The following is a 20,584-nucleotide window of genomic DNA, read 5'->3' as shown; positions in this document are numbered from 1 at the left end:
ACCCGAAAGGCGAGACCATGACGAGCTCCCCCACGCCCGAGACCGCAACCCACGCGCCCGAGATGACGCAGGAGCAGATGCTCGACGAACTCGCGCAGATGAGCCGCGGCACGCTCGACGAGCGCATGGGCATCCGCGTGCTCGAGGCCTCCCCCGAGCGTGTCGTCGCGACCATGCCCGTCGAGGGCAACACGCAGCCGTTCGGGTTGCTGCACGGCGGCGCGAACGTCGTCATCGCCGAGAGCGTCGGCTCCATCGGGGCGAACATGGCCGCCGGGCCGGGACGATTCGCTGTCGGGCTCGACATCAACGCGACGCATCACCGTTCCGCGAGGAGCGGCATCGTGACGGCGACCGCGACGGCGCTGTCGATCGGGCGCACCCTCGCGGCGTACGACGTCGTCATCACCGACGATGAGGGCAACCGCACCTGCACCGCCCGCATCACGTGCATGCTGCGGGATCTGCCGAAGGGCTGAGACGCCTCCTCTGGCGACGAAGGGTTGTGGAGGCTCGCGATACCCATCGCGCGAACCTCCACAACCCTTCTCGCGTCAGGCGTCGCCGAACTCGGCGATGACGCCGTCGCAGACCTGCTGCATCGACAGGCGACGATCCATCGCGGTCTTCTGGATCCAGCGGAACGCCGCGGGTTCGTCGAGGCCGAGCTTGGTGGTGAGGATGCCCTTCGCCCGGTCGAGTTGTTTGCGCGTCTCGAGCTTGGCGTTGATCGCCGCGAGTTCGTCACGCAGGGCGCGCATCTCGCGCCATCGGCGGGTCGCGACGGTGAGCGCCGGGCCGAGGTCGTTCCAGGTGAACGGTTTGACGACGTAGGCCATGACGCCCGCGTCGCTCGCGCGTTCGACGAGGTGGCGGTCGCTGAACGCCGTCAGGAGGACGACGGGGGTGAGGCCGTCGGCGCCGATCTCCTCGGCGGCGCTGATGCCATCCTTGCGGGGCATCTTGACGTCGAGCAGCGCGAGGTCGGGTCGGTGCTCGGCGATCGCAGCCACGGCCGCTTCCCCGTCGCTGACGGCGGCGACGACGTCGTAGCCGCCCGCATCGAGCATCTCGACGAGGTCGAGGCGGATGAGAGATTCGTCCTCCGCCACGACGACGCGCAGGCGCTGGTCTTGGTCGCTCGTCTCACTCACGGCGAAAATCCTACGCGTCCTGGCGCGAGAACTCGGACGCGGTACGGATCTGCTCGTCGCTGGGGCGTACGCCGGTGTAGAGGACGAACTGCTCGGCGGCCTGCAGCGCGATGACCTCGGCGCCGGTGATGACGTTCTTGCCCCGCTCCCGCGCGGCGACGACGAGCGGCGTGTCGCTCGGGCTCGCGACGACGTCGAAGATCCAGGTCGCCGCGTCGATCTCGTCGGTGGTGAAGCTCAACTGCCCCTCGCCCTCGCCGCCGGCCATGCCGAGGGGCGTGACGTTGACGAGGACGTCGGTGCCTTCCGGCACATCGCGCGAGTGCTCCCAGCCGTACTGCGCGGCGAGCTTCTCCCCCGCCTCGACGTTGCGCGCGACGACCGTTCCGTGCGTGAAGCCGGTGTCGCGGCAGGCGGCGACGACGGCCTTGCCCATGCCGCCCGAGCCGCGCACGGCGATGCGCAGGTCGGTCGGCACGCCGTGGGTCTGCAGCCGCGACGCGACGGCGACGTAATCGGTGTTGTAGCCGGTGAGGACGCCGTCGTCGTTGACGATCGTGTTGACGGAGTCGATGGCCTTCGCCGATTCGTCGAGCGCGTCGAGCATCGGGATGACCTGTTCCTTGAACGGCATGCTCACTGCCGCGCCCCGGATCGGCAGCCCCCTGATGCCGGCGACGGCCTGCGCGAGATCGACCGGCGAGAACGCCTTGTAGACGAAGTCGAGCCCCAGCTCGTCATACAGCCGGTTGTGGAAGCGCGTGCCGATGTTACTTGGCCGCCCCGACATCGAGATGCACAGCTGCGTGTCCTTGGAGAGCATGCGCGCCAGCCTAGCGCCGCCGCCGCGGAACGACGAAGGGCTCGACCTCGACGGTCGAGCCCTGTGCGCGTGCCGACGGGGGGATTCGAACCCCCACGCCTTGCGGCAAAGCATTTTGAGTGCTCCGTGTCTGCCATTCCACCACGTCGGCTGGTGCCCGCTCACCTTACCCGAACGCGCGCTGCCCCCGCGCACCGGGCGCGGGGGCAGCAGCGTCGATCAAGGACTGAGGCAGGATCAGTTGTGCGCGGCGGCGCTACGGGCCTTCTCGTGGTCCTCGTAGGCCGGCGCGACGCGGTTCTTCGCGTCACCGATCTTGTGCACGCGCAGCGCGTTCGTCGAACCGGGGATGCCGGGAGGCGAACCGGCGGCGATGACGACGAGGTCACCCTCGACGCAGCGACCGTCGCCGAGGAAGATCTCGTCGACCTGCATCGACATCTCGTCCGTGTGCTTGACCTTCGGGCTGCACTCCGTCTGCACGCCCCACACGAGCGCGAGCTGCGAACGCACCGTCTCCGACGGCGTGAACGCGACGATCGGCAGGCGCGGACGCAGACGCGACATGCGCTGCGCCGAGTCGCCCGTCGTCGTGAAGTTGACCAGATGCGTGCACCTGAGCGTCTCCCCCACCTCGACGGCGGCCTTCGTCACGACGCCGCCCTTCGTGTGCGGCTGGATGCCGAGGTCGGGCACGCGCTCGAGGCCGTGCTCCTCCGTCGAGGAGATGATGCGCGCCATCGTCTTGACCGTCTCGATCGGCCACGCACCGACCGACGTCTCCCCCGACAGCATGACGGCGTCCGCGCCGTCGAGCACCGCGTTGGCGCAGTCGGAGGCCTCGGCGCGCGTCGGGCGCGGATTCTCGATCATCGACTCGAGCACCTGCGTCGCGACGATGACGGGCTTCGCCGCGCGGCGCGCGAGCTCGATGGCACGCTTCTGCACGATCGGCACGTCCTCGAGCGGCAGTTCCACGCCGAGGTCACCGCGCGCGACCATGATGCCGTCGAACGCCTCGATGATCTCGATGAGGTTCTCGACCGCCTGCGGCTTCTCGATCTTCGCGATGACGGGGCGACGGATGCCCACCTCGTCCATGATCTCGTGGCAGCGCGTGATGTCGGCGGCGTCGCGCACGAACGACAGCGCGATGAGGTCGGCGCCGGCCTTCAACGCCCAGCGCAGGTCAGCCTCGTCCTTCTCGCTGAGCGCGGGCACGCTCACCGCGACACCGGGCAGGTTGATGCCCTTGTTGTTCGAGACGCGGCCCGGCACGACCACCTCGGTCACGACGTCCGTGGCCGTCACCTCGACCGCGCGCAGCGCGACCTTGCCGTCGTCGACGAGCAGCATGTCGCCGACGTTGACGTCGCCCGGCAGGCCCTTGTACGTCGTGCCGACGCGCTCGGAGTCACCGTCGACGTCCTCGGTCGTGATGGTGAAGCGGTCGCCCTTCGCGAGGTCGACCGGGCCCGCGGAAAAACGAGCGGTGCGGATCTTCGGGCCCTGCAGGTCGGCGAGGACGCCGACGGCGCGACCCGTCGCCGCAGCGGCGGCGCGGACGTGGTCGTACCGGGTCTGGTGCTCCTCGTACGAACCGTGGGAGAGGTTGAAGCGGGCGACGTCGAGGCCGGCCTCGACGAGCTCACGCGTCCGTTCGGCAGAGTCGGTAGCAGGGCCAAGGGTGGCAACAATTTTCGCGCGACGCATGCTGCCAACCCTATCGCCCGCGCGAGCGTTCCCTCAGTCGACCATCTCGCCCGGTGAGACCCCCGTCACCGTACTCGCGGGTAGGCCCGCGACGACGCGGAAACCCCCGCCGCCACGAGGGCGGCAGGGGCTTCCACGACGCGCGATCAGGCGTCAACACATGCGGACGATCACACCGTCAGCGGACGATCCGTCGGCTTGATCGGCGCGGGCAACGTCGAGTCACCCATGAGCCACATGTCGACGCCGCGCGCCGCGCTGCGGCCCTCGGCGATCGCCCACACGATGAGCGACTGGCCGCGCCCACAGTCACCGGCGACGAACACGCCGGGCACGCTCGACATGTAGTTCGCGTCGCGCTGCACGTTGCTGCGCTCGTCGGTGTCGACGCCGAGCTGCTCGAGCAGACCCTCGCCCTGCGGGCCGAGGAAGCCCATCGCGAGCAGCACGAGCTGCGCCGGGATGACTCGCTCCGAGCCTTCGACCTCCTCGAACTTGCCGTCGACGAACTTCACCTCGACGATCTTCAGACCGCTGACGTTGCCGTCGTCGTCCGCGAGGATCTCCTTCGTCGAGGCGGAGTAGACGCGCTCGCCACCCTCCTCGTGCGCCGAGGCGACGCGGAAGATCATCGGGTACGTCGGCCACGGCTGGTTGGCCGGACGCTCCTCGCCGGGCTGCGGCATGATCTCGAGGCTCGTCACCGACTTCGCGCCCTGACGCAGCGCCGTACCGATGCAGTCGGCTCCGGTGTCGCCACCACCGATGACGACGACGTCCTTGCCGGTCGCGAGGATCTGACCCTCGACCTCGCCGCCGAGCGCGACGCGGTTGGCCTGGGGCAGGTACTCCATCGCCTGGTACGTGCCCGTGTGCTCACGCCCCGGCACCGGCAGGTCGCGACGCACCGTCGCGCCCATCGCGAGGACGACGGCGTCGTAGCGCGAGCGCAGCTGCTCCGCCGTCAGCGTCACGCCGATCTCGGTGTTGCAGCGGAAACGGGTGCCCTCGGCCTTCATCTGCTCGATGCGACGATCGAGGATGCCCTTCTCCATCTTGAACTCGGGGATGCCGTAGCGCATCAGGCCACCGGGGGCGTCGTCGCGCTCGAACACGGCGACGGTGTGCCCGGCGCGCGTCAGCTGCTGCGCGGCGGCGAGGCCCGCGGGCCCCGAACCGACGACGGCGACCGTCTTGCCCGTCAGGCGCGTCGGCACCTGCGGCGTGACGTAACCACGCTCGAAGCCCTCCTCGACGACCGTCTTCTCGACCTGCTTGATCGTGACGGCGGGCTGGCTGATGCCGAGCACGCACGCCGTCTCGCACGGCGCGGGGCACAGGCGTCCGGTGAACTCGGGGAAGTTGTTCGTGGCGTGGAGGCGCTCGATGGCCTCCTCCCACTCACCCTTCCACGACAGGTCGTTCCACTCGGGGATGAGGTTGCCGAGGGGGCAGCCCGAGTGACAGAACGGGATGCCGCAGTCCATGCATCGGCCGGCCTGACGCTGCAGGGTGCCGAGCTGCTGCTCCTCGTACACCTCCTTCCAGTCGCGGATGCGAACGGGAACGGGGCGACGTTCGGGCAGCTCGCGCTCCCGGGTCTTGAGGAATCCGCGGGGGTCAGCCACGTCAACTCACCTCCATGATCTTGTCCCACACCTGGGCGCTGTCGGGGTCGACGCCCATGCCTTCGGCGTCCTTGCGGATGCTCAGCACGCGCTGGTACTCACGCGGCGTGACGAGCGAGAAACGGACGAGGCTCGCAGGCCAGTCGTTCAGCAACGACTCGGCGACGGATGAACCCGTCTCGGCGGCGTGCTTCGTCAGCAGCTCCTTGACGACGTCCTCGTCCTCGGCGCGCAGACCGGTGACCTCGACGAGCTCGCGGTTGACGAGGTCGGCGTCGAGATCGAGGACGTACGCCTCACCGCCCGACATGCCGGCCGCGAAGTTGCGTCCGGTCGCGCCGAGGATGAGCACGCGACCACCGGTCATGTACTCGCAGCCGTGATCGCCCACGCCCTCGACGACGGCCGTCGCTCCCGAGTTGCGGACGCAGAAGCGTTCGCCGACCTTGCCGCGCAGGAAGATCTCACCGCTGGTCGCGCCATAACCGATGACGTTGCCCGCGATGGCGTTCTCCTCGGCGACGAGGGCCGTCTCGGTGTCGGGACGGATGATGATGCGCCCACCCGACAGGCCCTTGCCGACGTAGTCGTTGCCCTCGCCGACGAGCCGCAGCGTCAGGCCCTTCGGGATGAAGGCGCCGAAGCTCTGCCCGCCCGCACCGCGCAGCGTGATGTCGACGAAGTCGTCGTGGAGCAATTCATCGAGGTAGCGCTTGGTCAACTCGTGGCCGAGCATCGTGCCGACGGTGCGGTTGACGTTCGACACCTTCGTCTCGAACGCGACCGGCGTCTTGTGCTCGATGGCGTCCTTCGCCTTCGCGATGAGTTCGTTGTCGAGCGCAGCGTCGAGGTGGTGATCCTGACCCTGCGTGTTGAACAGCTCACCGCCGAACGGCATCTCCGCTTTCGCGAAGATCGGCGCGAGGTCGAGACCACTGGCCTTCCAGTGCTCGACGGCCTCGTCTGTGTCGAGCGCCTCGACGTGCCCGACGGCCTCCTCGATCGAACGGAAACCGAGCTCGGCGAGGATCTCGCGCACCTCCTCGGCGATGTACTCGAAGAACGTCTCGACGAACTCCGGCTTGCCGCTGAAACGCTCGCGCAGCTCCGGGTTCTGCGTCGCGATGCCGACCGGGCAGGTGTCGAGGTGACACACGCGCATCATGATGCAGCCGCTGACGACGAGGGGCGCGGTTGCGAAACCGAACTCCTCCGCGCCGAGCAGCGCGGCGATGACGACGTCACGGCCCGTCTTGAGCTGGCCGTCGGTCTGCACGACGATGCGGTCGCGCAGGCCGTTGAGCAACAGCGTCTGCTGCGCTTCGGCGAGGCCGAGCTCCCACGGCCCACCGGCGTGCTTGAGCGAGGTCAGCGGTGAGGCTCCCGTGCCGCCGTCGTGGCCGGAGATGAGCACGACGTCCGCGTGGGCCTTCGAGACACCCGCGGCGACGGTGCCGACGCCGACCTCGGAGACGAGCTTGACGTGGATGCGCGCGCTCGGGTTCGCGTTCTTCAGGTCGTGGATGAGCTGCGCGAGATCCTCGATCGAGTAGATGTCGTGGTGCGGCGGCGGCGAGATGAGACCCACGCCGGGCGTCGCGTGACGCGTGCGCGCCACCCACGGGTACACCTTCGGCCCGGGCAGCTGACCGCCCTCGCCGGGCTTCGCGCCCTGCGCCATCTTGATCTGGATGTCGTCGGCCTCCGTCAGGTACAGCGACGTCACGCCGAAGCGACCCGAGGCGACCTGCTTGATCGCCGAACGACGCTTCGGGTCGAGCAGGCGATCGACGTCCTCGCCGCCCTCTCCGGTGTTCGACTTCGCGCCCAGGCGGTTCATCGCGATCGCGAGCGTCTCGTGTGCCTCCTTCGAGATCGAGCCGTACGACATCGCGCCCGTCGAGAAGCGCTTGACGATGGCGCTCGCCGGCTCCACCTCGTCGATCGAGATCGACGGACGGTCGGAGGCGAACTTGAAGAGCCCGCGCAGCGTCATGAGCTCTGCCGACTGGTCGTCGACGGCCTGCGTGTACTGCTTGAAGATGTCGTAACGACGCGCGCGCGTCGAGTGCTGGAGGCGGAACACCGTCGTCGGGTTGAACAGGTGCGGTGCACCCTCGCGGCGCCACTTGTACTCGCCACCGACCTCGAGCTCGCGATGCGCGGGGCCCTGGCCGTCGCTCGGGTAGGCCTTCGCGTGACGCGCCGCGACCTCGGCCGCGATGACGTCGAGACCGATGCCGCCGAGACGCGACGTCGTCGCGGTGAAGTACTCGTCGACGACCTCCTGGCTGAGGCCGAGCGCCTCGAACACCTGCGCGCCGCGGTAGGAGGCGACGGTCGAGATGCCCATCTTCGACATGACCTTGAGCAGGCCCTTGCCGAGCGCCTTGATGAGGTTCTTGACGGCCTGCTCGGGCGTCGTGTCACCGAGCGCACCCTCATGGGCGAGCTGCTCGACGGACTCCATCGCGAGGTACGGGTTGACGAGCGCCGCGCCGTAGCCGACGAGCAGCGCGACGTGGTGGACCTCGCGCACATCGCCGGCCTCGACGACGAGCCCGACCTGCAGACGCGTCTTCTGACGGATGAGGTGGTGGTGCACCGCCGCCGTCAGCAGCAGCGACGGGATCGGCGCGAACTCGGCGTTCGAGTCACGATCGGACAGGACGACGAAGCGGTGACCGTCGGCGATCGCCTGGTCGACCTCGGCGAAGATGCCCTGCAGGCGCGCCTTGAGCGCGCTCGCACCACCGTCGACGCGGTACGTGCCGCGGATGACGTACGCCGCGAAGCCGGCGCGGTCGCCGTCGGCGTTGATGTGGACGATCTTCGCGAGCTCGTCGTTGTCGATGACGGGGAAGCCGAACTCGACCTGCTTGACGTGCTCGGGGCCGTCGGTGAGCAGGTTGCCCTCCGGACCCATCGTCGTGCCGAGGCTCGTGACGAGCTCCTCGCGGATCGCGTCGAGCGGCGGGTTCGTCACCTGCGCGAACAGCTGCGTGAAGTAGTCGAACAGCAGGCGCGGGCGCGAGCTGAGGACGGCGACGGGTGTGTCGGTGCCCATCGAACCGAGCGCCTCGGCGCCCGTCGACGCCATCGGCGTCAGCAGGATCTTCAGCTCCTCGTTCGTGTAGCCGAACGTCTGCTGACGGCGCGTGACCGAGCTGAACGAATGGGTGATGTGCTCACGATCCGGCAGGTCGCCGACCTTGACGATGCCCGAGTCGAGCCACTCCTGATACGGCTTCGCCGTGGCGAGTTCGCCCTTGATCTCCTCGTCCGGTATGATGCGCCCGGCCTCGGTGTCGATGAGGAACATCTTGCCCGGCTGCAGGCGCCCACGCTCGACGACGTCCTCCGGCGCGAGGCCGAGCACACCCGCCTCGGAGGCGAGGACGACGAGGCCGTCCTTCGTCACCGAGTAACGCCCGGGACGCAGGCCGTTGCGGTCGAGGACGGCGCCGATGAGCGAACCGTCGGTGAACGTCACGCACGCGGGGCCGTCCCACGGCTCCATGAACGCGGCGTGGTACTCGTAGAACGCGCGACGCGCCGGGTCCATCGTCGCGTGGTTCTCCCACGCCTCGGGGATCATCATGAGCACCGAGTGCGGCAGGCTGCGACCCGACAGGTGCAGCAGTTCGAGGGCCTCGTCGAACGTCGCCGAGTCGGACGCGTTCGGGGTGCAGATCGGCAGCAGGCGAGACAGGTCGCCGGGGATGATGTCGCTGCGCAACTGCGACTCGCGTGCGCTCATCCAGTTGCGGTTGCCGCGCACCGTGTTGATCTCACCGTTGTGCGCGATGAAGCGGAACGGGTGCGCGAGCGGCCAGCTCGGGAACGTGTTCGTCGAGAACCGGCTGTGCACGAGGGCCAGCGCCGTCTCGAACCGCTCGTCCGACAGGTCGGGGTAGAACTGCTCGAGCTGCGCCGTCGTCAGCATGCCCTTGTGGACCATGGTGCGCGCCGACAGCGACGCGAAGTAGACGTCGAGCTCGTTCTCGGCGCGCTTGCGCGCACAGAACGCGAGACGGTCGAGTTCGAGGCCCGAGGCGTCGCCGTCCTTCGCCGCGACGAACACCTCGCGGAAGACCGGCATCGTGCCGCGCGCCGACTCACCGACGACGTCGGGGTTGACGGGGACGTCACGCCAGCCGAGGACGACGAGGCCTTCCTCGTCGGCGATGCGGTCGAAGCCCTCGCCGACGTGCCACTGGCCGTCGGCGTCCTGCGGCAGGAACGCGATGCCGACGGCGTAGGAGCCCTTCGCGGGCAGCTCGAAGTCGACGACCTCGCGCAGGAACGCGTCGGGGATCTGCGTGAGGATGCCGGCGCCGTCGCCGACGAGCGGGTCGGCGCCCGTGGCACCGCGGTGGTCGAGGTTGGTCAGGGCCAGCAGCGCCGCGTCGACGATGTCGTGGCCGGCGTGGCCCCGCATCGTCGCGACGAGCGCGACACCACAGGCGTCATGCTCGAACGTGGGGTCGTACAACCCCTGGGCAGCGGGCTGGGCGGAGAAAGCATGAGCAGACATGACTCACCGTCCTGTTCGTCGTCGGGACGCCCGAGCGCAGGGCGCACGAGGCATCGGGTCGGGTCGAAACCACCGCGGGACGGCATTGGCCTGCGGGTTTTATGCATTCTATCGAATGTTCATGCGCGCTCACCACGTGGACGAGCGCGTCTCAGCTGACGATACAGCTCAGGAGGCCTCGTCGGCCGTGGTGTCCGCATCGTGTGCGCCGTGGGCATCCGCCTCGAGCTGGTGCGCCGCCCGTGGGTCGGCGGACGCACGCCGGCGCGCGATGAAGATCGCGAGGCCGAGCAGGAAGACGATGCCGCACACCCACACGTTGACGCGCACACCGAGGATGCGGTTCGCGAAGTCGCTGCGCATCAACTCGACGACGATGCGGCCTAGCGGGTACAGCATGACGTACAGCGCGAACGCCTGCCCCTGGCGCAGCCGCCCCGAATCCGACAGGCGCCAGATGACGAGGGCGATGAGCATGCACCAGATCGCCTCGTAGAGGAACGTCGGGTGGAACGTGCCGAGGACGACGGGGGCACCGGTCGAGTCGACGACCGCACGCCCCTTGTTCATGTCCCACTGGTGGATCTCGAGGGCCCACGGCACGTTCGTCGCGCGACCGTACAACTCGTTGTTGAAATAGTTGCCGAACCGGCCGATCGCCTGCGCGAGCGGCAGCGCGGGGGCGACGCAGTCGGCGAGCACCGGGAACGGGACGCCCGCCTTGCGCGCGCCGAACCAGGCGCCGACGGCGCCGAGGACGACGGCGCCCCAGATGCCGAGGCCGCCCTCCCACACCTTGAACGCGTCGAGCGGGTGCCCGCCCTCGCCGAAGTACGGCTGCGGCGTCGTGATGACGTGGTACAGCCGCCCCCCGACGATGCCGAACGGCACGATCCACAGGGCGACGTCGACGGCCTCGTCACGCGAGTAGCCGCGCCCTTCGAGGCGCCGCCCGGTGATCATCGTCGCGATGACGACGCCCGTCAGGATGCAGAGGGCATACGCCCGAAGGGGCACCGGGCCCAGCCACAGCACCCCTTCGGTCGGTGAAGGAATCTCCGTCAGCATCAGAACTTGGCCAGCACCTTGTCGATCGTGGTGGGCGTCGAGTTCTCGATGTTCATCATGCCGGCCATGTCGGCGTTGTCGACGTCCTTGCCGTTGATCTTGACGACCGGCGTGGAGTTGACCCCGGCCTTGTTGGTCTCGGACTCGGTCTTCTTGACGTACGCCGAGTACCGGTTGTCGTTGACGCACTTCTCATAGGACGAGCCCTTGACGCCCACCTCCTTCGCGAGCTTGATGAGCGTCTCGTTCGTGTAGCCGACGCCCTCCTTGGGCTGGTTCTCGAACACCTTCGTCGTGAAGTCGGAGAACTTTCCGGCGGTGGCGGTGCAGAACGCGGCGTTCGCGGCTCGGGCAGAGCTGTCGCCGGGCAGGTTCTCATCGAGGAAGGTCTTGACGTGGTACGTCAGCTTGACGTCACCGGCCTTCGCCATGTCCAGGAGCTTGGCTCCCTGGGCCTGCTCGAACTGCTTGCAGTACGGGCACTGGTAGTCGAAGTAGACGTCGACCTTCTTCGCGTCGGCCTTGGCCTTGTCGGCGAACACCGGCATGCCCTGGCCGTTGGCGAGTGCACCCGTCGGGGTGTCACCGGCAGCGACAGGGGTGTCGGTGTCATCGCTCTTGTTGAGCGAGAGGAAGGCGACGGCCGCGATCGCGAGGACGGCCACGAGGCCGACGATCGCGGCGATCAAGCCCTTGCTGGGGCCCTGCTTGGGCGCCACGGATTGCAGCTTGGTGGAAGCATCAGGTCGCATGGGTGAAGCCTTTCACAGATGGCGGGGGCGTTGAGTCACGAAGATCGTTCAGCCCCACAGCGCCCCGTCGGCGCTGAAGCGGCTGCGCGGGCGCCAGGCGAGCAGCCCGGCGAGGATGAGAAAGACGATGTCGCGGCCGATCTCCTGCGGATACTTCGTCTGGCTCGCGGCAACCGCCCCGCCCTCGGAGAAGCACCCACAGTCGATCGAGATGCCGCGCGCCCACGCCGAGGCGATGCCCGCGATGAAGATGACGAGCAGCAGCGCGGAGATGATCGCCGCGAAGCGGGTGAACAGGCCGACGAGCAGGATGACGCCGAGCGCCACCTCCGCCAGCGGCAGGATCGTGCCGATGACGTTCGCGACGTCGTAGGAGAACAGGTCGTATGCGCGCACCGAGCGGCGCGAGGCGTCGAGGTGCGTGAGCTTCGGCAGGCCTGCATAGAGGAAGACGCCGGCGAGCACGAGGCGCAGCACGAGGGCGATCCACGGCCAGCGGTTCGAGCGCTCGGCGGTGGGCTTGGTCGTGCTCGTGTCCATGCTGGTGCTCAACGTCGTACTCCGTCGCTCAGTTCCTTCGTGGCCTCGGCGAGGGCCGCCAGGCCGCGTTCGGGGTCGGTGTCGAGCAGCGTCTTGACGAGCGCGGAACCGACGATGACACCGTCGGCGTATCGGCCGATCTCGCGCGCCTGTTCCGCCGTCGAGACGCCGAGGCCGACGCAGACGGGCAGGTCGGTGGCGGCCTTCGTCCGCTCGACGAGACCCTTCGCGGCGTCGCCGACGCTCGTGCGCGCACCCGTGACGCCCATGACGGACGCCGCGTAGACGAAGCCCGAGCAGTTCGCCGTCGTCGCCGCGACGCGGGCGGGCGTCGAACTGGGCGCGACGAGGAAGATCTTCGCGAGGCCGAGCTCGTCGGCGACGGCGATCCACTCGTCGGCCTCGTCGGGCACGAGGTCGGGGGTGATGAGGCCGGCTCCCCCGGCGGCCTTCAACTCCTCCGCGAAACGGCGGATGCCGTAGCGCAGCACCGGGTTCCAGTACGTCATGACGACGGCCGCGCCACCGGCGTCGGTGACGGCCCGCACGACGCGGAAGACGTCCGCGGTGTGCACACCGCCCGCGAGAGCCTGCGTCGCGGCGCTCTGGATGACGGGGCCGTCCATGAGCGGATCGGTGTACGGCAGGCCGACCTCGACGATGTCGCAACCGTTCTCGACCATGACCTGCGCGGCACGGATCGAATCCGCGACGCTCGGGAAGCCTGCGGGAAGGTAGCCGACGAGGGCGGCGCGGCCTTCGTCCCGGGTGGCGGCGAAGACGGCGTCAAGCGGGATGGGGGTGCTCACAGCTTCGTCTCCTCGTCCTCGCCGCTGACGACGGTCTCGTCTTCATCGATGAGCCCGAACCAGCGGGCGGCGGTGTGCACGTCCTTGTCGCCGCGCCCGGAGAGGCTGACGAGGATCAGCCCGTCCTCACCCAGCTCGGCGCCGACCTTCATCGCGCCCGCGAGGGCGTGCGCCGACTCGATGGCCGGCAGGATGCCCTCGGTCTGCGACAGCAGCCGGAACGCCTCCATCGCCTCGACGTCGGTGATCGGGTGGTACTCGGCGCGACCGATGTCCTTGAGGTAGCTGTGCTCCGGACCGACGCTCGGGTAGTCGAGGCCCGCGGAGACCGAGTGCGTCTCGATCGTCTGGCCCTCCTCGTCCTGGATGACGTAGGTGTAGGCACCATGCAGGACGCCCGGCGTGCCCTGGCCGCTGAAGCGCGACGCGTGCTTGCCGCTCGCGATGCCCTCGCCGCCGCCCTCGAGGCCCACGAGGCGAACGCCGTCGTCACCGATGAAGCGGTGGAAGATGCCCATCGCGTTCGAGCCGCCGCCGACGCAGGCGCAGACTGCGTCGGGCAGGCGCCCGGCCTCGGCGAGGATCTGCTCGCGGGCCTCCTCACCGATGAGCTTGTGGAAGTCACGCACCATCTCGGGGAACGGGTAGGGTCCCGTCACCGTGCCGAGCACGTAGTGCGTCGTGTCGACGTTGGCGACCCAGTCGCGGAACGCCTCGTTGACGGCGTCCTTGAGCGTCTGGCTGCCGTGTTCGACGGGCACGACGCTTGCGCCGAGCAGCTGCATGCGTGCGACGTTGAGGGCCTGACGCTCGGTGTCGACCTTGCCCATGTAGACGACGCACTCGAGGCCCATGAGCGCCGCGGCCGTCGCGGTGGCGACACCGTGCTGGCCGGCACCCGTCTCCGCGATGACGCGCGTCTTGCCCATGCGCTTGGCCAGCAGCGCCTGGCCGAGGACGTTGTTGATCTTGTGCGAGCCGGTGTGGTTGAGATCCTCGCGCTTGAGGAGGACGCGCGCGCCGCCGCAGTGCTCGGCGAAGCGCTTGACCTCGGTGATCGGGCTCGGACGGCCCGTGTATGTGCGGTGCAGTTCGGCGAGTTCGTGGCGAAACTCATCGTCCACCATCGCCTTCTGGCGTTGCTCGTCGAGCTCTTCGAGCGCGGCGACGAGGGCCTCGGGGACGTAGCGTCCGCCGTAGTCGCCGAAGCGCCCGAGGCCGTGCGGCGCGAGACCGTCGTGGCGCGGTTCGCCGAGCGGGGTGGGGTCGGTCATGCGGGCGTCCCTTCGACGGCTGACGCGTTCGTGGCGTCCGCGCACGCGGTGATGATGTCGGCAAGCCCCTGCTGGGGGTCGCCGTTCTTGACGAGTGCCTCGCCGATGAGCAGCGCCTGTGCGCCCTCGCGGGCGTAGCGGGCGGCATCGGCGGGCCCGGAGATGCCCGACTCGGCGACCTTGACGACGTGCGCCGACAGCGTCGCGGCGATCGGGCCGAACACCTCGGGGTGGACGTCGAGCGTCTTGAGGTTGCGGGCGTTGACGCCGAGCAGCTGCGCTTCGACGGCGAGTGCCCGTTCCGCTTCGGCGGCGTCGTGGACCTCGACGAGCGCCGTCATCCCGAGTTCGCGCGTGAGAGCCGCGAAGTCGCGCAGCTGTGCGTCGTCGAGGGCGGCGACGATGAGGAGGACGAGGTCGGCGCCATGGGCGCGGGCCTCGAAGAACTGGTACGGCTCGACCATGAAGTCCTTGCGCAGCACCGGGATGTCGACGGCGGCGCGCACGGCGTCGAGATCGGCGAGCGACCCGCCGAACCGGCGCTGCTCGGTGAGCACCGAGATCGCGGTCGCTCCCCCGTCGGCGTACTGCGCGGCGAGCGCGGCCGGATCGGGGATCTGCGCGAGCGCGCCCTTGCTCGGGCTGGATCGCTTCACCTCGGAGATGACGGCGATGCGCCGCGCCTCGCGGGCGGCGTGGAACGCGGCGAGCGCGTCGCGTGCGGGCGGTGCGGCGTCGGCGTCACGCGTGACGTCGGCGAGGCTGCGCGCGCGCACGCGCTCGGCGAGGTCGTCTCGCACCCCGGCGATGATCGAGTCGAGAACAGTGGTCACGGTCGAATCCAATCAGCGTGACAGGGCACGGCGCCGCCGGTTCCAGCGTGTGGTCACGGCGCGCGCCGGGCCCGTCAGGCCGCGGCGTGGATCAGGCGGGCTTGCGCTCGGAGTCCATCGAGCCGTGCGCGGCAGCGCTGCGGCGGTTCGCCTTGCCCATGAGCCACCCGACGACGCCGCCGCCGACGACGAGGACCGCGCCGATGATGTCGAGCAGTTCGTTGCCGAAGTACACGCCGAACGCGATGAGGAGCGAACCGACCATGCAGATGCCGACGCCCGTCCAGGCGGCGGGGCTGTGGCCGTGGTCGAGGTACGGGCTGTCTCCGGACATCGTCATTTCTCCTTGGAGCCGTGCTGCGCAGCCGACGTCTCCGTCACGCGCGTTGATGAACTGTTCTGGGTCATTGTGTCAGGCCCGTCCGGCTCGTGCGAGCCGGGGGCGGTCTCGGTGTCCGTCGGGTCGATGCCGCGGTTCATGAGATCCCAGTCGCTCTCGTGCGTGGTCGGCGCCTTGGTCTCCGTCGGCGCGTCGTAGCGGCTCGACAGCCCCGCCCAGCGGCGCACGCCGAGCAGCGCCAGCAGGGACGCGGCGACGCTGAGCAGGCCGGCGAACACCGCGGCCCAGAACCATGGCGTGAACGTGCCGCGCGCGACGGCCTCACCGTTGTGGCCGGTGACGGACGTCATCCGAGTCTTGACCGCCGAGGCCGGGTCGCCCAGCGTCAGCAGCGTGACGACGAGCAGCGCGACCGAGGCGATGAGCGAGACGAGCGCGGCGGGCCAACGCGCGATGCGGCCGGCCGTCGCGGCGGCAAGGACGCCGGCCACGGCGACGAGGGCGATGCCGAAGTAGCCGGGCACCGCCTGGTTGCCCGTGACGTCGACCTTGCTGCTCGCGATGACGCCATCGTTGAGGGAGCCGTTGATCCACGTGCGCCCCGAGACGATCGCGGCGAGGACGGCCGCGATGAGGCTGAGCAGGATGACGCTGCGTTTCGTCGTGAAGGTGCTCATGCGATTCCCGTCATGCCGTCGGCGGTCGCGACGGCGCGTAACGCCGCGGCGGCCTTGTTGATCGTCTCCTGGTATTCGCTCTCCGGCACCGAGTCGGCGACGACGCCGGCGCCCGCCTGGACGTGCGCGACACCGTCCTTGAGCACGGCGGTGCGGATGGCGATGGCGGCGTCGGCGTCGCCCGCGAGGTCGAAGTAGCCGATGACGCCGCCGTAGATGCCCCGACGGGTGCCCTCGCGCGATTCGATGATCTGCATCGCGCGTGGTTTCGGCGCGCCCGAGAGGGTGCCCGCGGGAAACGCCGCCTCGAGCACGTCGTAGGCGGTGACGTCGTCACGGCGTGCGCCGATGACGGTCGACTCGAGGTGGATGACGTGGCTGTAGTTGCGGATGTTCATGAACTCGACCGTCTCGACGGTGCCCGCGCGACAGACGCGCTGCAGGTCGTTGCGCGACAGGTCGACGAGCATGAGGTGCTCGCTGCGTTCCTTGGGGTCGGCCAGCAGGTCGTCGGCGAGCTCCTGATCGTGTTCCGGGGTCTTGCCGCGCGGGCGCGAACCGGCGATCGGGTGCGTGATAACGCGTTCGCCTGTCACCTTGACGAGCGCCTCCGGCGAGCTGCCGACGACGTCGTACGCGCCGCCGTCAGGGTGCGGCAGGCGGAGCAGATACATGTAGGGGCTGGGGTTGCTCGCGCGCAGGGCGCGGTAGACATCGAGCGCGTCGGCGTGCGTGTCGACGCTGAATCGCTGGCTGACGACGATCTGGAAAGCCTCGCCCGCGCGGATGTCCTCCTTGCACGACTCGACCATGTCGTGGAACTGCTCGCGCGTGTGGCTGCTGCGCACGTCCTGGGCGCGCTCGTGCGGGATCGCCACCGTCGAAGCCGCCGGTTCGACGAGGCGGGTCTGCATCGCGTCGAGGCGGGCGACGGCGTCGTCGTACGCGGCGCGCGCGCCGGGTTCGAGGCCGTCGAAGTTGACGGCATTGGCGACGAGCAGGAGCGAGCCGTCCTGATGGTCCATGACGGCGAGATCCGTGGCGAGCAACATCGTGACGTCGGGGATCGCGAGGACGTCGTCGGCGTGGTTGCCGATCTTCTCCCAGCGACGCACCGCGTCGTAGCCGATCGCGCCGACGAAACCGCTCGTCAGCGGCGGCAGGCCGGCGATGCGTTCGGTGTGAAGTGCCTGCAGGGACGCGCGTAGGGCATCGACCGCCAGGCCTGTCGTCGGCAGCCCCGTCGGCACGTCGCCGAGCCAGACGACGTCGCCGTCACGCTCGGTGAGCGTCGCGCGGCTCGCGGCGCCGATGAACGAGTAGCGCGACCACACGCCGCCGTGCTCCGCCGATTCCAGCAGGAACGTGCCCGGCTCGTCGCGCGCCAGCTTGCGGTAGATGCCGATGGGTGTCTCCGCGTCGGCGAGCAGCTTGCGCACGACGGGGATGACGCGACGCCCACCCGCGAGGTGCTCGAACAACTCGACGCTCGGCCACGTCGCGCCCCAGGTGAGGTCGGCGGCGAGGCTCGTCTCCGGCTCGGCTGCGGCAGTCATGCGTTGCTCCTGGGGGTGGGCATGGTGGCGGGTACGTCTGCGGCGACGGTTGGGGTTGACGTTGTCGTGGCTGCGTCCGCAGCGTCGGTTCCGGTGGGCGCCGTGGTAGCTGCGTCAGCGTCGGTTCCGGTGGACGCGATCGCGCCATCACTGCAGACGGCGGCGTCGAGGTCGGTGAAGAAGCAGCTGCGTTCGCCGGTGTGGCATGCGGCGCCGACCTGGTCGACGCGGACGAGCAACGCGTCGCCGTCGCAGTCGAGAGCGACGCTGCGCACGTACTGCGCGTGACCCGACGTGTCGCCCTTGCGCCAGTACTCGCCGCGGCTGCGCGACCAGAACGTCACGCGCCCCTCGCTCAGCGTGCGGCGCAGCGCCTCGTCGTCCATCCAGCCGAGCATGAGCACGTCACCGTTCGTGTCGTCCTGGATGATCGCGGCGACGAGACCCGCGTCGTCGCGCTTGAGGCGCTGCGCGACGTCAGGGCTGAGCGGCGATGAAGGCTCGGGCGAAGACATGGGGGCCATTGTGCCAAGTGGCCCTGACAACCCGTCGCGGTGTCTCGCGCTGGCACCTCGCGGATCACTGCGGGCCCCAACGCCGCCTGACCTCACGCTCCCGCGCATCGCGGATCGCGACGGGGACGCAGCTGCGCCTGACCCCGCACCCGCGCACGGCGGATGACGGCGGGGATCCAGCGCGGCCTTATCCCACGCTGACGTCGCATGAACGGGTGGAGTTCTCCCTCAGCGTGATCTCACCCAGGCATCCGAGCGAGGGTTCGGACGCGGTGTCGCCGACACGACTGGCGAGGTGGAGGCGGGCGTCACCGAGTCGTCAGGCCGCGCGAACAGGTGTGGCGCCGGCGTGCGTGGTGCCGCCGTGTCGATGATGCTGCGCCCGGGAAAGTGAACGCGCCCGGGACATGAAATGGGCCGCGGGTTGTGGCCGGGGAATGACTGCGCCGTCAGACCAGGTTCGAGCAGTAGGTAGCGGGCACAGACCTCGCCAGACCAGGATTGAGCGGCGGCGCACCGAGAGCGCGGAGCACGTGAGATCAGGGTTCGGCAGGCAGCCGGGGCCGCAGGGCCGCGAGGGCCGTCAGGCGGCGCGAACGGCGTCGGCGTGTGTGATGCCGCCGGGTTCGGTGACCCAGCGGGCACCGGAGGGCGACAGCCACGTGCAGACGCCGTCGGGCGTCATCCTCACGCGGAAGCCCCCGTGGGTCTTGGCGCGGTGATGGTGACGACACAGCGCCTGCAGGTTGGTCGCGCTCGTCGGCCCGCCCTGGTCGAACGGCATGACGTGGTCGAGGTCGCACCGCGAGGCGGCCGTTTCGCAGAACGGGAAGCGGCACACGCCGTCGCGCTCCCGCACGAGCTTGGCGATGCCGACACTTGGGCGGTGAGCAGCCGTCGTGGTGGCCAGCGTCGTGATGCGACCACACCCGTGGTGCGACGCGAGCGTCGCCGTGAATCCCACACCAGCCGTAGCGGCGAGGCGGGCGACGACGCCAGCAGAAAGAACACCGACGCCGCGCACGCCACAGGCACCCAGGACCATCGACGACGTTGCGGGCGACGCCGGGGAATGACCCGGCGGCACTCCAATGGCGGGCCGAGGGACCCTCGCGTCAAGCAGGTCGGACACGTCCTCCGCGTCCGGGACGCCCGTGGATCTCGGCGGGTCGAGGAGCCCCGCGACGGCGGATCTCGACGGGTCGGGAGGTCGCGCGATGATCGGCACCTGCAGGTTCAGCGTGGCCGTCACGGTGCAGTTCTCGAGGATGAGGTCGGTGAGCGCGTCAGCCCGCGCTGCGCCGACGAAAAGCCGAGCGCCGGGGGCAGAGTTCTCCTGCAGGCGCCGCGCACGTTCCTCCATCACGGCCTGGATGGCCGTGGCGTCGTAGGTGTCGAGAACGGCTGTCATCGTGCACAGCGACTCGAACTCGAGGTGCGGCTCGAACCACACCCCGCGCGTCGACTCCACCTCGACCTCGTCGGCAGGGCGAGTGAGACCGAGCCGACGCAGGGTCTTGCGGCACGCCTGCCGCGCCGCCTGGTGAGCGCGTCGATGATCTCCGCTGTCGATGAGCATCTGTGCCACGGAGCGCGCAGCGTCCGCCTCGAGGTGCGCGAGCTCCCCCGCCAGCATCGCCGCCACCCGCACGGAGCCGTCTCCGCGTGCCGAGGCCGCCAGCAGGCCGGGATGGCGCGCACGCAGCGTCGAAGCCCCCGCCGCCATCGCCCGGGCGGCGGGCGCCGTCAGCCCGAGTGCGCCGCCGAGCGCTGAGGCCGCGAACTCGCCGGCCTCGACGTCGTAGGCCCGAGAATCGTCGGACGCGCCCTCACCCATCGCCTCGCCGCTGAGGACGTCGTGGCGACGCACACTGTCATGGTGTTCGGAGGCCAGCATGTGCGTGACCGCTTCGGCGCTGCGTGCAACACGTTGTGTGAGCGCCGCAGCGCGTTCAAGGTGGCGACGGTGACTCATCAGGGCGTCCAACCGACCGTCCAGGCTCGCGCCTCCATCGGTGAGCGGAACGAGCGATGCCGGATCGGTGAGAACCTCCTCTGCGACCCGCGTCGTCAGCTCGCCCCAAACGGCCAGGACAGCCTCACCGGGCAGCTCAGAGAGACGCGCGACGATGTTCGCCGCGTCCGTCATCTCTAGCGTTTCCATGACCCAATTATCGCACACATGTTCGAATAGGGGTAGGCTCCGTCACATGAAAGATCCATTGAGCCGGCTCTCACTGACCACGCCCGCGCGGGCGCCGGCGGCGCTTCCAAAGCTGATCCTCAAACGCGACTGCCCAACCCGATCGTCACGCACCCATGATCGGCAGCAGCTCGTCGTACACCCAGCCCGCGAGCTGCGTCG

At 69.4% G+C, this 20,584-nt stretch carries 16 protein-coding genes, 1 tRNA gene and 1 pseudogene; 1 reads left to right on the top strand and 17 read right to left on the bottom strand.

Annotation, left to right across the window (positions count from 1 at the left end):
• The first annotated feature begins 17 nt into the window (after positions 1-17).
• Entirely contained in the window at positions 18-479 is a 462-nt protein-coding gene (locus DYE07_RS01375; RefSeq protein ID WP_370447720.1) for a PaaI family thioesterase, read from the top strand.
• A gap of 75 nt (positions 480-554) precedes the next feature.
• Here DYE07_RS01375 and DYE07_RS01370 read toward each other — a convergent pair whose 3' ends face one another.
• The 17 genes and pseudogenes from DYE07_RS01370 to DYE07_RS01290 all read right to left on the bottom strand — a co-directional run bounded on the left by DYE07_RS01370 (position 555) and on the right by DYE07_RS01290 (position 20,383).
• Positions 555-1,154, bottom strand: coding sequence for an ANTAR domain-containing response regulator (locus DYE07_RS01370; protein ID WP_006943731.1), 600 nt, complete (start codon positions 1,152-1,154; stop codon positions 555-557).
• Between the two features lie 10 nt (positions 1,155-1,164).
• Entirely contained in the window at positions 1,165-1,977 is an 813-nt protein-coding gene (locus DYE07_RS01365; protein WP_115296167.1) for a shikimate 5-dehydrogenase, read from the bottom strand.
• A gap of 70 nt (positions 1,978-2,047) precedes the next feature.
• Positions 2,048-2,128: transfer RNA gene (locus DYE07_RS01360), tRNA-Leu, on the bottom strand.
• 86 nt (positions 2,129-2,214) lie between these two features.
• Complete coding sequence (pyk, locus tag DYE07_RS01355) at positions 2,215-3,690, bottom strand: pyruvate kinase (RefSeq protein WP_115296166.1); 1,476 nt, start codon at positions 3,688-3,690, stop codon at positions 2,215-2,217.
• A gap of 170 nt (positions 3,691-3,860) precedes the next feature.
• Positions 3,861-5,318, bottom strand: coding sequence for a glutamate synthase subunit beta (locus DYE07_RS01350; protein WP_062258180.1), 1,458 nt, complete (start codon positions 5,316-5,318; stop codon positions 3,861-3,863).
• A 1-nt stretch (position 5,319) separates the two neighbouring features.
• A complete protein-coding gene (gene gltB, locus DYE07_RS01345; RefSeq protein ID WP_115296165.1) occupies positions 5,320-9,855 on the bottom strand; it encodes a glutamate synthase large subunit in 4,536 nt (1,511 codons plus the stop codon).
• Positions 9,856-10,023: 168 nt separating this feature from the next.
• Positions 10,024-10,923: a prolipoprotein diacylglyceryl transferase gene (lgt, locus tag DYE07_RS01340; protein ID WP_074045257.1), complete on the bottom strand. Its 900-nt coding sequence runs from the start codon at positions 10,921-10,923 to the stop codon at positions 10,024-10,026.
• Positions 10,923-11,642, bottom strand: coding sequence for a DsbA family protein (locus DYE07_RS01335; RefSeq protein WP_050786435.1), 720 nt, complete (start codon positions 11,640-11,642; stop codon positions 10,923-10,925). The genes lgt and DYE07_RS01335 overlap by 1 nt, the downstream gene beginning before the upstream one ends.
• 81 nt (positions 11,643-11,723) lie before the next feature.
• On the bottom strand, positions 11,724-12,227 hold the full coding sequence (locus DYE07_RS01330; RefSeq protein WP_231729550.1) for a MauE/DoxX family redox-associated membrane protein: 504 nt from the start codon (positions 12,225-12,227) through the stop codon (positions 11,724-11,726).
• Positions 12,224-13,024, bottom strand: coding sequence for a tryptophan synthase subunit alpha (gene trpA / locus DYE07_RS01325; RefSeq protein WP_006943817.1), 801 nt, complete (start codon positions 13,022-13,024; stop codon positions 12,224-12,226). Before trpA ends, DYE07_RS01330 begins: the two co-directional genes overlap by 4 nt.
• On the bottom strand, positions 13,021-14,298 hold the full coding sequence (gene trpB, locus DYE07_RS01320) for a tryptophan synthase subunit beta (RefSeq protein WP_115296164.1): 1,278 nt from the start codon (positions 14,296-14,298) through the stop codon (positions 13,021-13,023). The genes trpA and trpB overlap by 4 nt, the downstream gene beginning before the upstream one ends.
• Positions 14,295-15,131: an indole-3-glycerol phosphate synthase TrpC gene (gene trpC / locus DYE07_RS01315; protein WP_115296163.1), complete on the bottom strand. Its 837-nt coding sequence runs from the start codon at positions 15,129-15,131 to the stop codon at positions 14,295-14,297. The genes trpB and trpC overlap by 4 nt, the downstream gene beginning before the upstream one ends.
• Positions 15,132-15,222: 91 nt before the next feature.
• Positions 15,223-15,465, bottom strand: a complete 243-nt coding sequence (locus DYE07_RS01310) for an HGxxPAAW family protein (protein ID WP_136788427.1) — start codon at positions 15,463-15,465, stop codon at positions 15,223-15,225.
• A gap of 2 nt (positions 15,466-15,467) precedes the next feature.
• The gene (locus DYE07_RS01305) at positions 15,468-16,148 is read right to left on the bottom strand and encodes a Trp biosynthesis-associated membrane protein (protein WP_062258168.1); all 681 of its coding nucleotides are present in this window, start codon (positions 16,146-16,148) and stop codon (positions 15,468-15,470) included.
• On the bottom strand, positions 16,145-17,704 hold the full coding sequence (locus DYE07_RS01300) for an anthranilate synthase component I (protein ID WP_115296162.1): 1,560 nt from the start codon (positions 17,702-17,704) through the stop codon (positions 16,145-16,147). The genes DYE07_RS01305 and DYE07_RS01300 overlap by 4 nt, the downstream gene beginning before the upstream one ends.
• 161 nt (positions 17,705-17,865) lie before the next feature.
• A pseudogene (hisI, locus tag DYE07_RS01295) lies at positions 17,866-18,228 on the bottom strand (phosphoribosyl-AMP cyclohydrolase); the annotation flags it as partial.
• A gap of 574 nt (positions 18,229-18,802) precedes the next feature.
• On the bottom strand, positions 18,803-20,383 hold the full coding sequence (locus tag DYE07_RS01290) for an HNH endonuclease signature motif containing protein (protein WP_082740820.1): 1,581 nt from the start codon (positions 20,381-20,383) through the stop codon (positions 18,803-18,805).
• Between the last annotated feature and the right edge of the window lie 201 nt (positions 20,384-20,584).

It is taken from the genome of Dermacoccus nishinomiyaensis, from assembly GCF_900447535.1.
GTDB classification, from domain to species: Bacteria; Actinomycetota; Actinomycetes; order Actinomycetales; family Dermatophilaceae; genus Dermacoccus; species Dermacoccus nishinomiyaensis.
The sequence above is the reverse complement of the archived record's forward strand: the minus strand, read 5'-3'. Positions and strand labels throughout refer to the sequence as shown.